The following is a 13,490-nucleotide window of genomic DNA, read 5'->3' as shown; positions in this document are numbered from 1 at the left end:
CATATTTTAACGGACAATGGTATAATGGTTAATGTAAATTCTATTTTAGGAGCTGCTTATGAACCCCAACATCAAGAGAGCCGGTTTAACCGGCCTTATACTTGTCATCGTTTTTCTCAGTATCAGCCTGTACAGCCGTTTAGACACGTCGACGTCCGAATTGCTCGATAAACCACTCGTCGTGGGGCGCTACACCGACGCCTTAACATTAGACCCCTCCATAGCTACTGATTCTGAATCTTTCCAAGTAACAGTCAATATATTTGAAACCCTTGTACGCCTCGATGGCGACGGCAAAACCATCCTCCCGGGATTGGCAGAAACTTGGCGCAGCAGTGAAGACGGCCTAACCTGGCTCTTCAAAATTAGGAAGGATGTCACTTTTCACGATGGCACAGCACTCACAGCTGAGTCGATTGCTTTTAACTTCCAACGTTGGATGAATGAGGACAACCTCTACCACACCGGACAATTCAGTTACTGGAATCACAGCTTCGGTGGTTTCCCCGGCATAGTCAAAAGCGTTGTCGCCCTTTCCGATTACACACTGGAGATTACATTGAACGAACCTTACGCGCCGTTTCTAGGGGTGTTGTCTCTCCCGCCGTTTGGCATCGCCAGTCCGGAAACCATTAAAACATACAACGATACCCTATGGGCGCATCCTGTGGGGACAGGTCCCTTTGTCTTCGAGTCGTGGTCAATGGGCAAGCGCATTCACTTAACGCGAAATACAGCGTATTGGAATACACCTGCAAAGGTGTCCAGCATTGACTTCATCGTTATAGACGACAACAGCGACGAAATGAACTTACTGGAAAACGGGGCAGTCCATATTATAGAAGGCGTCCACTGGGACAACAAAACGACAGTCGAGGCTATGGACAAGGTGCTGTTGCGCTACAAACCGCTCTCCAACATCGCCTATCTAGGCCTCAATCACGAAGTCGAGCCATTTGATGCACTTGAAGTGCGCAGAGCTATCGACCTCTTGATTGATAGAGAGCGCATTATCTCAGAAGCGTTGACCCCGCTGTCTAAGCCCGCATCGACTTTTTTACCGCCGCAGTCCAGTGGCTATCACGAAGGCATCGACCTGGCAACTGTAGACGTTGCAGAAGCTAAACGCCTATTGAAAAATGCCGGTTATCCCAACGGCTTTGAAACCGAACTGTGGGTCAGCGCCACATCGAGAGACTACTTAACCAACCCTGTAAGTACGGCCTACGCCGTAAAGAAACAGCTGGCCAAAGCCAATATTGACGTCACTGTAAAAGTATTCCCCTGGGCTGAGTTTCTAGAAAAAATAAAAACGGGCGAACACCCCATGGTGCTCACAGGGTGGAACGGCGATACAACTGACCCCGACAATTTTCTCTTCACATTGTTTCATTCAGAAAACGCCAAACGGGAAATTGCGCTCAACTACTTTTTTTACAGAGATGATGAGATGGACAAGTTGCTCTTACAAGCGCGCCACACACTTAACGACGATTTTAGAAATGCGCTTTATAGAGACATCCAAGAACGCATAAAAACAGATGCTGTCGGCATACCGCTGGCCCACACAATGAGTTTAACAGCCGTTTACTACGAAGTACTGAACTACAGGCCCAATGCCATTGGACACCATTGGCTCTACGATATCGATTTAAGGAGCGACGATGAACAATAGACTCTTTTTTATCATTATTTTAATCATCAGTGTTTACATTCTCGTGTTGAGCGCCCAAACAGCCTCCTCTGAAATGTTGGACACCATCCCGTCACTCCCCCAACCCATTGGGGAAGAAACGGTGCTCATTACCTCTGCCGGCCAAAGCATGGACACCTATATCGTTAAAGACATGGCCAACGAGTTGCTTATTCACAACTACTTTATGCCAACCGCCACAGAAGCTGATCTAACCAAAACGCAATCGGTTATTGTCGTCGTCGGCTACAGCCACACCAGCGATAAACTCAACACTTTTACAGCAGAAGAGGAAATCGACCGCGTACGCGCCCTTATCAAGAGCGCCAAATCCGGCGGTCAGTCGATTACAACTGTCTTTATAGGCGGAAAGAACAGACGCGGTACGGAGACAGACGCCATGCTGTCTGCCCTATTGCCCATAAGCGACTACATCATCACCACAGTCGATGGCGATGAAGACCGATTTTTATACACCCTAGCTCAAGAAGCAGGCCGCCCTATCACCCGTTGTGACGACGTTAAAAATGTGAGCGAGCCCCTCGCCAGTATTTTTAGATAAAGGGGGCACTAATGAAGAAAAAAACACTGCTTATCGGATTGTTGCTGGTTTTTTCAGCGTTTGTGTTCACACTGGGGTTCTTCCTCGACGGCTACTGGTTCGACATGATGGTCAAGGTTCGAGACGCGGTACACACCCATGACAGCGGTCCGCTGATTATAGCTTCTGCCATGTTGACTGTTATTAACGCCATGGTCAATACGCTGATTTTTATGTGTGCCTTTGTCAGTCTCTATTGCTTGTTTAAACACCCGTTTTCAAAGCTCCACCATTACATTGTACTTTTGGCACTTTACGCTGTTTTTGCAATTGGATTTTATACTTTTCACGATCTCGAGTTCGATTGGTTAACACAGTATTTTGCCGTCTTACTCATTATGACACTCCCCACTCGGAGCAAGTCGTTGACCCAGTCGGTTTTAAAGAATTTTATTCTGACCCTACAAATCTTCTTTGCCTTTCAGTGGCTCAACGTCATCTCCGTACTGGCGCGCTTCGGTTTTGGAAGCACTGACACAGCGACGAGTATCAAGCGCGTTGCGTTGTATCTCGAAAACGATTTTATATTGGATTTTCTAGGCCTCTCTTTCTTTTTAGGCCTTTTGGGCTCTTCCCTCTTGACGGTTGTGCTCTTTGTCAGTTTTGACCGCTATCTGAGGGTCAGCAAGCGCCAGTTCGAAAATGAAAAAATAATGCGCGCAAAGGTACTGGAGAACCGCGTCTTTGAAGAAGTCAATGCATTGACACACGATTTGAAGACGCCATTGGTAACTATTCAGGGACTCGCCTCATTGCTTGCCCTCTCAAAAGATGGTGAAAAAATCACGCTGTATGCCGACCGCATCGAATCCGCCACCATCAAAATGTCCGATATGATTTCGAGCTTTCTCTACGATACTTTTAGACAAAAACTCACGATACAAGAACTCTTTGAGACCTTGCGGGCACAGTTGCCCGTTCACGATAAAGAACTGGACTTCGCTCTGCTTCTCCCTGAAGAGCCGGTGACACTTTGGGTCAATAAAGTACGGATTGTCAGAGCGTTCATCAACATTGTGGAAAACGCCATTTTGGTAGAGCGTTTGGAGGCTGAGAAGAAAATCGTCATTCGTACAGAAACCACTGATCAAACGTTAAACGTGGCTATTGAGGACAACGGCGTCGGCATACCGGAGAGCATCCAAGACAAAATATTTGAAATCGGCTTTTCTTCAAAGGGGACAACCGGCCTCGGGCTCGCCTTTGCCAAGAAAGTTATAGAAGACCACGAGGGTCAACTGACACTTAAAAAGAGTGCCGTCGGCGGCACCTGCTTTGAAATAAAACTACCAATTTACAACGAAGGGGAACAACATGCCTAATAAAAACGTATTAATAATCGACGACGATCGCGACATCCTGTTTACCATCAGCGAAATTTGTAGCTTTGCAGGTTTGGAAGGTGAAACGGCTCCCAGTGGCAAAGAAGGTTTTGCGAAGTTAAAAGAACGCCATTACGATCTCGTTATAATGGATTACCATATGCCGGGGTGGAACGGCTTAACCACACTCAAGAAAATTCGGTCGGTGAACAAACACGTATCTGTTCTAGTGCTCACAGTAGACGAGCGTCAAGAAATCGCCGACGAGTTTATCAAAACCGGCGCTACGGACTTCGCCATTAAACCCATTAAAGCACCGGATCTCATCGCACGGATAAACGTCAATCTTAAAATTTCTGAAATACAATACGAGTTGCTGAAAAGACAAGAGAATATGTTTGTTGAAAAAGGGATTTCTTCTGCCACGTTAGACCTTATAGAAAAGCACTTGCGCAGTGTTGAAGAAGAGTTTACAATAGACGGTCTGTCAAAAGCTGTGGGCCTCGCCTACCAGACAGTTCACCGTTATGTACAGTTTCTGTTGGAACGCGAACATATCGAGGTGATTCCCGTCTACGGTTCTCTCGGACGACCGAAAAATAAATACCGTTATTTAAACAGAGAAAAAAGTTAAAAAAAAGATACAAGAGCGCTTTCCCGTTATAATAGAAATTAAGAATTTGATAAATTTCTAAATTCTTTTCACCGGTTTTTGATTTATTCGCTAATTAAGAGTCGTGTGAAAATGAGACGACAGTCTCTAATATTTACGGGGAGGGTAATTAATGAACACAGAAACGAATCAAAAAAGAGGTATTTTTGGTGGCTTTCTAAACTTTGTGGAGCGCGCGGGCAATAGGCTCCCACATCCAGTCACCATTTTCTTCATTCTGGCTCTGGCGGTTATCTTAATTTCTGAGCTGGGTGTAAGATTGGATTGGAACGTCACTTTCTACAACGCAAAGGCAAAAGCTGAAACGTCTGTACAAGCCATCTCGCTGTTAAACGCTGAAGGCATACGCTACATGATTAACTCAGCAGTTACAAACTTCACTGGTTTTGCGCCACTGGGTACAGTGTTGGTCGCTATGCTCGGTGTCGGCGTCGCCGAAAGTACAGGCTTAATCGGTGCAGCACTTAAGAAGTTGGTTCTTTCTACGCCTAAATCGGTTATCACATATGTCGTCGTCTTTGCCGGTATTATGTCAAATGTCGCTTCAGATGCCGGTTACGTTGTACTTGTACCATTAGGCGCACTGGTATTTATGGGCTTCGGTCGTCACCCAATTGCAGGTCTTGCGGCTGCTTTTGCCGGTGTTTCTGCAGGCTTCTCTGCCAACCTAGCACTAGGGACACTCGATCCCCTCTTAGCGGGTATCACCAACGAAGCGATTAAAATTGGCGGTTCTACAGTAACCATTGCACCTACTGCCAACTGGTACTTTATGATTGCTTCCACATTCTTGCTCACATTCTTAGGTGGTATTGTAACCGATAAGATTGTCGAACCAAGACTTGGCGAATACAAAGGTGCTGCCAAGAAACAGTCTATGGAAGTTACTAAAGAAGAAAGCCGTGGCCTTAAAGCTGCCGGTCTGTCACTTCTCGTTGTTGCAGCAATATTTGGCTTTATGGCGTTCCCAGAATCAGGTGTTTTAAGATCGATGAATGCAGAAGGTCAAATGACATTAGACGCTTACATTCACGCCGGTCTCGTTCCAACCATTATGATTATGTTCTTAGTTCCGGGTATCGTCTTCGGTATCTTCGCCGGTTCCATTAAAAACGACAAAGACGTCGTTAAAGGCATGGGCAAGGCGATGTCCTCCATGGGTGGCTACATGGTACTCGCCTTTGCAGCAGCGCAGTTTATCGCTTACTTTACGTACACGAACCTCGGAATTATCTTAGCGGTTAACGGTGCAGAACTCCTTGAGTCCATCGGCTTTACAGGTTTGCCGTTGATGGTTGGCTTTATCATTGTCGCAGGTTTTATCAACCTCTTTATCGGTTCTGCATCAGCTAAATGGGGCATTATGGCGCCAATTTTCATTCCAATGATGATGGAACTCGGTTTAAGACCTGAGTTCACACAGCTCGCCTACAGAATCGGTGACTCCACAACCAATATCATTTCGCCGCTGATGTCGTACTTTGCCGTTATTGTAACGTTTGCACAACAGTACGATGAAGATGCCGGTATCGGTACATTGATTTCTTCGATGCTGCCGTACACCCTCGTCTTCTTAGTCGGTTGGATTGCTTTGATGATCGTTTGGTACGTAACAGGGCTTCCAATTGGACCAGGCGCATTTATGCACTAATCCAGACATTACAAAAGCTTCATCCGCATTCGTTGCAGATGAAGCTTTCATCTATGTTATAATACATGTAGCACAGTCACTAATACGTTAAGGAGGCATATATGATTAATCAAAACAGAGTGGTCGACGCCTTTATGGCCTACGTCCAAATTTCCAGCCCGACGAAACACGAGCGCAAATTTGCCGACTACATCACTAAGGTTTTAAAAGAACTCGGTGCAGAAGTCACTATGGACGATGCCGGTTCAAAAGTTGGCAGCGACTCAGGTAACGTCATTGCAAGGTTCAAGGGCACAAAAGCCGGTACACCAATTTTATTCAGCTGTCATATGGACACAGTTTCTCCAAGTGTCGATATCAAACCGCACATTAAAGACGGTACGATCTACAGCGACGGCACAACCATTCTCGGTGGCGATGACAAAGCAGGTATCGCAGCCATCGTAGAAGCCATTCGAGTTATTAAAGAAAACAACATCGACCACGCCGATTTGGAAGTCGTCTTCAGCATTTACGAAGAAGGCGGTTTACACGGTGCCAAAAACCTCGACTACAGTCAATTCCAAGCCAAGCGCGCCTTTGTCCTAGACAGCGGCGGCGACCCTGGGGAAGTTATTATCAGCGGCCCGGCGCAAGATAAGTTGAACTTTAAAGTGCTCGGCAAGCCGGCACATGCCGGCGTCTGTCCTGAAGAGGGCATCAGCGCTATTATGATTGCTTCAAGAGCCATCGACCGCATGACATTGCTTCGCATCGATGAAGAAACCACTGCCAACATTGGTAAAATCGAAGGCGGTGGCGCAACCAATATCGTCACGCCAGAGGTGACCATTGCAGCAGAAGCGCGAAGCCTAGACAACGATAAGCTTCAAAAGCAATCCGACCACATGGTGGCTTGCTTTGAAGAAGCAGCGACGTTCTTCGGCGGCAAAGTCGAAGCTGAAGTAACGCGCATGTACTCTGCATTCCACGTGGATCCAGAGGCTGACATTGTAAAAGTCGCTTTTAAAGCCTGCGAAAATGCCGGTTTGAAGCCGTTTACCAAAGCCTCTGGCGGCGGTAGCGATACCAACATCCTCAACGCCAACGGCATCACCGCTGTTAACTTTGGCATTGGCGAGCGTAAGCCACATACCCTTGAGGAACATCTACACATTAAAGATTTGGTAGCGGCTTCACAGCTGGTACTCGAATTGATTAAATGTCACACAGACTTGTAGAGTCCCCCTCTGCACAGTTTGCGAATCCCCTTATTGCTTAGGCAGTAAGGGGATTTTTTAACGCTGCCACCTGTTAAAATGGAATCGCATCAAAGTGGACAACAACATTAGTAACGCCTCCGGCATTACTAATGTTGTTAAATTAAAAAGAAGAATCCACGAATGAATTCTTCTTGTTTTCGTCAATAACTCTATATCATTATTTTGCGTAATCAGTCACTCTAGATTCCCTGATAATATTGACTTTAATCTGTCCAGGATAATCTAACTCCGACTCGATTTTTTTACTCATTTCTCTAGCCAGTAAAACCATACTGTCGTCATCGACTTTTTCTGGAATAACCACGACGCGAATTTCTCTACCCGCTTGAATGGCAAATGATTTTTCAACGCCATCGTAGCCATTTGCAATCCCCTCTAAGGACTCAAGGCGTTTGATATACGTGTCTAGCGCCTCTCTTCTTGCACCTGGTCTAGCGGCTGATAAAGCATCTGCTGCTGTAACGAGAACGGCTTCAATTGATTCTGGCTCATAATCGCCGTGGTGTGTGCTCATGGCGTGTATAACCGCCTTTGATTCGCGATACTTTCTCAAGATTTGCATCCCGAGTTCAATATGCGTGCCTTCGAGGTCGCGGTCTACAGCTTTTCCAATATCGTGCAACAAGCCGGCGCGTCTTGCTATTTTGACGTCAGCGCCTATTTCAGCCGCCATTAACGCCGCCAAATGTGCCACTTCAATCGAGTGTTTCAAGACGTTTTGACCATAGCTTGTACGGTATTTTAAGCGTCCTACGAGTTTGATTAACTCCGGATGTAGGTTGTGAATACCCACTTCAAATGTGGCGTTCTCACCTTCCGTTTTAATCAACTGATCGACTTCTTTCTTAGACTTCTCCACCATCTCCTCAATTCGAGCTGGATGAATACGGCCATCGATTATTAATTTTTCCAGTGCTAATCGTGCAATTTCTCTTCTCACCGGATCAAATGACGATAGAATAACCGCCTCCGGCGTATCGTCGATGATGAGGTCGACGCCTGTTAGCGTTTCTAGCGCTCTAATGTTACGACCTTCTCTACCGATGATTCGACCTTTCATCTCATCATTTGGTAAATTCACCAATGAAACGGTGTTTTCAACGACATAGTCGGCAGCACATTTTTGAATAGCATATGCCAAGATGTCTTTGGCGTTTTTCGTCGCCTCTTCTTTTGCTTTTCCCTCTATGTCTTTTATGAGCAATACCGCATCGTGCTTAATGTCCTTTTCGACATCTGCAAGCAACTGCGATTTTGCCTCATCTGTTGTGAGTTCAGAGATGCGCTCGAGTTCAGCAATCTGCTTTTCGTAGAGCGACTCCGCTTCGGCTTCACGTACTTCAATTTTTCTCAGTTTTGCCGAGAGCTTTTCTTCTTTATTCTCCAAGTTGCTCGACTTTCTCTCGAGCGACTCTTCTTTCTGAAGATTTCTTCTCTCTAACTTTTGAATTTCAGCACGTCTGTCCTTTGTTTCCTTGTCAATTTCTTTTCTAATTTGTAGCGCTTCTTCTTTCGCCTCTAAAACTTTTTCTTTTTTTACAGACTCAGCAGCTTTTGTAGCCTCTGCTATGATTTCCTTTGCTTTAAATTCAGCACTTAAGATGACTTTTTCAGCGGTTTTCTTTCTGAAAACATAACCAAGTCCTACACCAACTGCAAGAGCAGCGCCAGTAATGAGTACAGTAACAATAACTGGTACGTTTATGTCGTTCACCCCCTTGCCTTATTCACTGTTTCCAATGTTCAACTTTTAATTTTCAAGTATAAACGTAAGCTAATATCAACGGTTTACTTCATGTTCCATTGAGAAGAAAATCCCTCTATCAACACTTTTGTTATAAAATGTAATTGATTGTAAAAAATGTTAAATAAAGCATGATTTTCGAAAGTATTCCATAAACGTCTTACACTTAGCAAATACATACACTTATACACTTCATTTTATATTTTTTTCAGGGGGATGTCAAGGCTTATGAACGACGGATTAACCCTCTTGCTCAGTGCTTTCAGCCGCTTTATTCAAACTGTGTATTTCTCGAATTGTACGTTCTATTTCTTCACACATCTCAGGATTCTGCGTTAAGAACTCTTTTGCATTTTCGCGACCTTGCCCGATTTTGTTGTCTTGATAGCTGTACCACGATCCAGATTTCTTTACCACATCCGCTGTAACCGCCACGTCGAGAATGCTGCCGACTTTGGAAATCCCCTCGCCGTACATAATATCGAATTCTGCCTGCTTAAACGGCGGCGCCACTTTATTTTTGACAACTTTAACGCGGGTTCTGTTGCCGATAACTTCTGAATCTTTTTTAATAGAGTCAATTCTTCTAACGTCTAATCGAACAGAAGAGTAGAATTTCAGCGCGTTTCCACCGGTGGTCGTCTCCGGATTTCCAAACATCACGCCGATCTTCATACGCAGCTGATTGATAAAGATAACCGTACAGTGTGATTTATTGATAATAGCCGTCAATTTTCTCAGTGCCTGAGACATGAGGCGCGCTTGAAGGCCCATGTGAGAGTCACCCATCTCGCCGGTAATCTCCGCTTTAGGCACCAACGCCGCAACGGAGTCGACGACGACGATGTCGACGGCACCGCTTCGAACAAGGGCATCCACAATTTCGAGTGCCTGTTCACCTGTATCCGGTTGCGATACGACAAGTTCTTCGATATTGACGCCAATGCTCTTGGCGTAAACTGGGTCGAGGGCGTGTTCAGCATCGATAAAAGCTGCAACACCGCCTTGTTTTTGACATTCGGCAATCATATGCAGGGTTACCGTAGTTTTACCTGAAGATTCCGGTCCGTAAATTTCGACGATTCTGCCTTTTGGAATACCGCCGATGCCAAGAGCTATATCTAAATCAATTGACCCCGTTGGAATGCTTTCAACATTCATTCTCGTCTCTGCACCGAGTTTCATAATAGAGCCTTTTCCGAATTGCTTTTCAATTTGTCCCAATACGCTGTCCAGCGCTTTTTTTCTTTCCGTCATCATACACCTGCTTTCTTTTATAGAACGTTTGTTCTGTTTTATTATACCATATCTCATCCGTTTTTCAACTTAAAAATAGGATAACTTATTTGGTATTTTATGTCAACTCGTATTTTAAACAAGTGTGTCATAGACCTGCTTTAACGCTCTGACCACTACGCGGTCTTGAATTTGAACCCGGTCGCCGTAGAGGCGGTGCTCAGATACTTCAATGCGCTCTGCAGTACCGACGCCAATGTATACCAGTCCCACAGGCTTTTCTTCGCTACCACCTCCAGGTCCCGCTATCCCCGTCACTGCAACGCCGACTGTCGCCCCAGTTGCTTTTAAAACGCCTTCTACCATGGCTTTGCATACTTCCGGACTAACGGCACCGCATTGAGACAAAAGCGCTTCTGGAACGTTTAAGAAGCGTATTTTAGCATCGTTTGAATAGCTGACCACACCGGAGTGAACCACATCGGAGGCACCGCTGTTTTCTATGAGCGAAGCGGTAATTTTCCCACCGGTACACGACTCGGCAAATGCTATGGTCTGTCCTTTTGCGCGGAGTTTTTCAATAAGTACGGCTTGAAGAGAAGCGCCGCTATCAGAGACCACATATGCGCCGATACGCTCTTTAACACCTGCAACCATCGCCTCGACAGCTGCGACATTTTCATCGTAATCGCCACTTGAAGCCGTCACCCTGAGCAACACCTTCCCGTCACCGGCGTAAGTGGCCAAAGTCGGATCTGTCTGAGACTCGATATAAGTCATCAGCTGTTCCTCGACAGTGGACTCCCCCATATCGTAGATGCTCAAATACTTTGAATACATCTGCTGCGACGTCTTTGCTTTAAGGTAGGGCACGAGATGGGTCTCTAAAACATAGCGCATCTCCCTCGGCGGTCCCGGCAAGACCACAACTGTGCATCCCTCTGCCTCTACGAGACACGCCGGCGCCGTCCCCTTGGCATTTTCAAGCACAATAGCGCCTTCTGGAAAATACGCTTGTCGAATATTGCTCTTGGGCATGGTTCGGTTAAACTTCTTAAAACGCGCTTTGACATGCGCCAGTGACGCCGCGTCTAAAACCATTTCGACGCCCAGTACCTTTGCCAACACCTCTTTGGTTATATCGTCTTGCGTCGGACCTAGGCCGCCGGTGGTCACCACGAGATCGCATGTGCGCATCAGCGCTTTTAGGTGTTCGGCCATCCGCTCTTCGTTATCGCCCACGGTGTAGTGATAGTAGACGCCGACACCGCATTCAGCAAGTGCCCTGCTGAGCTCAGAGGCATTGGTATTCACGGTTTGTCCCATCAGTAACTCTGTTCCTATTGCTAAAATTCCTGCTTTCATAATACCCTCCAAAAAAAGTTGACATAAAGTCAACTTTTATCGTATCTTCATCCGGTCGGTTACGTATCTTGTGTCAATACCGCCTTGTTTTTAATAATGTAGTCCGCCCCTGAAATAACCGTTAGCGCCGTTGCAAGATAGATGAAAATCTGATCCATTGGAATGTTCACCCACGCAAAAGGGATGTTGTCGATTAACAGCAAGATGACCATCACCATTTGAGAGATGGTTTTGGCTTTTCCCCACCAACTCGCGGCGATAACAATACCTTCTGAAGCGGCGATGGCTCTGAATATACTGACGATAAACTCCCTGGACAAAATGATGATAACGACCCAAGCACTGAGTTTACCAAGTTGCACAAAGCCAATGAGCGCACTGGTTACGAGAAGTTTATCGGCAAGTGGGTCCATAAACTTACCGAAATTCGTAATCAAGTTGTACTTGCGCGCCAAATACCCGTCTAATGAATCCGTTAGAGAGGCGATGATGAAAATCGGTGCCGCCACCACCATCTGTCCCTCTAGCAAAAAGTAAATGAAAAAAGGAATCAAGAGAATTCTTAAAATCGTCAACTGATTAGCAATGTTCATTTTCATCGACTACCACCCCAATCAAATCGTATTCAAGTGCATCGGTTACGCGCACTTTAACATAGTCGTTCAACGGCAGTTCTTCTGTAGTGTGCACATATACCACACCGTCAATTTCAGGCGCATCGTAAGCGGTCCGCCCAACGTAAATAAAGCCTTCTTCTTTGGAATTGTCTGCTACTTCTTCAACGATTACCTCGTAAGTCTTACCGATTTTGCTCAAAGAAAGCGCTTCAGAAATTTCCATTTGCGCCGCCATAAGGGCATTCCTGCGCTCCGCAATGACCTCTTCGTCTAACTTACCGTCCAACTTTTCAGCCGGTGTGTCTTCCTCGTCTGAGTAGCCGAATGCACCGAGACGATCGAAGCGAATGTCTTTTACAAAACGGAGCAACTCATTAAAGTCTTCCTCAGTCTCTCCAGGAAATCCGACAATAACCGTCGTGCGAATACAGGCGTCAGCATCTTTCGATCGGATGAGGTCGACCACGCGTCTGATGTCTTCTTGGGATGTCCGTCTGTTCATGCGCTTTAACACGGCATTGCTCGCGTGTTGAACGGGAATATCGAAGTAGTTGACCACTTTTTCGTTTTTGAAAAAGCCGTCAATAAGCCGTTCGTCCAAAATATCGGGATACGCGTAGTGAACGCGAATCCATTTGACGCCTTCCACAGCCGAAAGCTTTGTCAGTAGGACATCCAGTTGAGAGGTTCCGTACAAATCGACGCCATAGCGGCTCGTGTCTTGAGCGATGACAATCAACTCGCTGATGCCCATCTTCACGAGGTCTTCAGCTTCTTTGACGATTTCATCCATCTCGCGCGAACGGTACTTGCCGCGCAATTTTGGAATAATGCAATACGTACATCGGTTGTCACACCCTTCGGCAATCTTTAAGTACGCGTAGTTCTTAGGCGTCGTCAAGATGCGCGGTATGTCTTCTGGCACGACCAAATCCACAGATTCCATAAAGACTTTTTGCGTACTCCCACTTAAAAGCGCCTCGATGACTTCGACAATTTTAAAAAAGCTTCCTGTTCCCACAACGGCATCAACTTCGGGAATTTCGTCGAGAAGCGTTTCCGGATAGCGTTGCGACAGACAGCCGGTAACCAAAAGTTTTTCAAGATTGCCCGTATGCTTCAGTTCGGAAATCTCTAAAATCGTATCGATAGACTCTTCTTTTGCATCATTGATAAAGGAACACGTGTTGACAATGACAATTTCAGCCTCTTCAAGCGTTTCTGAAAGCGCAAACGAATCATCCAACAAACCGAGCATTTGCTCACTATCCACAACATTTTTAGAACACCCCAGTGTTTCAATATAAATTTTCTTCATCTTACCTC

At 45.8% G+C, this 13,490-nt stretch carries 11 protein-coding genes; 6 read left to right on the top strand and 5 right to left on the bottom strand.

What is annotated here, in order from left to right; all coding sequences use genetic code 11:
- Nucleotides 1-58: 58 nt before the first annotated feature.
- The 6 genes from ACR6HW_RS00175 to ACR6HW_RS00150 all read left to right on the top strand — a co-directional run bounded on the left by ACR6HW_RS00175 (nt 59) and on the right by ACR6HW_RS00150 (nt 7,160).
- The gene (locus ACR6HW_RS00175) at nt 59-1,675 is read left to right on the top strand and encodes an ABC transporter substrate-binding protein (protein ID WP_455729150.1); all 1,617 of its coding nucleotides are present in this window, start codon (nt 59-61) and stop codon (nt 1,673-1,675) included.
- On the top strand, nt 1,665-2,255 hold the full coding sequence (locus ACR6HW_RS00170; RefSeq protein ID WP_455729149.1) for a DUF6305 family protein: 591 nt from the start codon (nt 1,665-1,667) through the stop codon (nt 2,253-2,255). The genes ACR6HW_RS00175 and ACR6HW_RS00170 overlap by 11 nt, the downstream gene beginning before the upstream one ends.
- An 11-nt stretch (nt 2,256-2,266) precedes the next feature.
- On the top strand, nt 2,267-3,616 hold the full coding sequence (locus tag ACR6HW_RS00165; RefSeq protein WP_455729148.1) for a sensor histidine kinase: 1,350 nt from the start codon (nt 2,267-2,269) through the stop codon (nt 3,614-3,616).
- Nucleotides 3,609-4,250 carry a response regulator gene (locus ACR6HW_RS00160; protein WP_455729147.1) on the top strand — a complete coding sequence of 214 codons (642 nt, stop codon included), beginning with the start codon at nt 3,609-3,611 and terminating at the stop codon, nt 4,248-4,250. Before ACR6HW_RS00165 ends, ACR6HW_RS00160 begins: the two co-directional genes overlap by 8 nt.
- 151 nt (nt 4,251-4,401) lie before the next feature.
- Entirely contained in the window at nt 4,402-5,940 is a 1,539-nt protein-coding gene (locus ACR6HW_RS00155) for an AbgT family transporter (protein ID WP_455729146.1), read from the top strand.
- Between the two features lie 101 nt (nt 5,941-6,041).
- Nucleotides 6,042-7,160, top strand: a complete 1,119-nt coding sequence (locus ACR6HW_RS00150; protein ID WP_455729145.1) for a M20/M25/M40 family metallo-hydrolase — start codon at nt 6,042-6,044, stop codon at nt 7,158-7,160.
- 199 nt (nt 7,161-7,359) lie between these two features.
- On the opposite strand, the gene rny is transcribed toward ACR6HW_RS00150, so the two are convergent.
- The 5 genes from rny to rimO all read right to left on the bottom strand — a co-directional run bounded on the left by rny (nt 7,360) and on the right by rimO (nt 13,482).
- Entirely contained in the window at nt 7,360-8,907 is a 1,548-nt protein-coding gene (gene rny / locus ACR6HW_RS00145; protein WP_455730918.1) for a ribonuclease Y, read from the bottom strand.
- A gap of 279 nt (nt 8,908-9,186) precedes the next feature.
- Nucleotides 9,187-10,203, bottom strand: coding sequence for a recombinase RecA (gene recA / locus ACR6HW_RS00140; protein ID WP_455730917.1), 1,017 nt, complete (start codon nt 10,201-10,203; stop codon nt 9,187-9,189).
- 114 nt (nt 10,204-10,317) lie between these two features.
- Nucleotides 10,318-11,547, bottom strand: a complete 1,230-nt coding sequence (locus ACR6HW_RS00135) for a competence/damage-inducible protein A (RefSeq protein ID WP_455729144.1) — start codon at nt 11,545-11,547, stop codon at nt 10,318-10,320.
- A gap of 59 nt (nt 11,548-11,606) precedes the next feature.
- The gene (gene pgsA, locus ACR6HW_RS00130) at nt 11,607-12,140 is read right to left on the bottom strand and encodes a CDP-diacylglycerol--glycerol-3-phosphate 3-phosphatidyltransferase (protein ID WP_455730916.1); all 534 of its coding nucleotides are present in this window, start codon (nt 12,138-12,140) and stop codon (nt 11,607-11,609) included.
- Nucleotides 12,127-13,482: a 30S ribosomal protein S12 methylthiotransferase RimO gene (rimO, locus tag ACR6HW_RS00125; RefSeq protein ID WP_455729143.1), complete on the bottom strand. Its 1,356-nt coding sequence runs from the start codon at nt 13,480-13,482 to the stop codon at nt 12,127-12,129. The genes pgsA and rimO overlap by 14 nt, the downstream gene beginning before the upstream one ends.
- Nucleotides 13,483-13,490 lie beyond the last annotated feature (8 nt).

This window comes from Fusibacter sp. JL298sf-3, assembly GCF_053842995.1.
The sequence above is the reverse complement of the archived record's forward strand: the minus strand, read 5'-3'. Positions and strand labels throughout refer to the sequence as shown.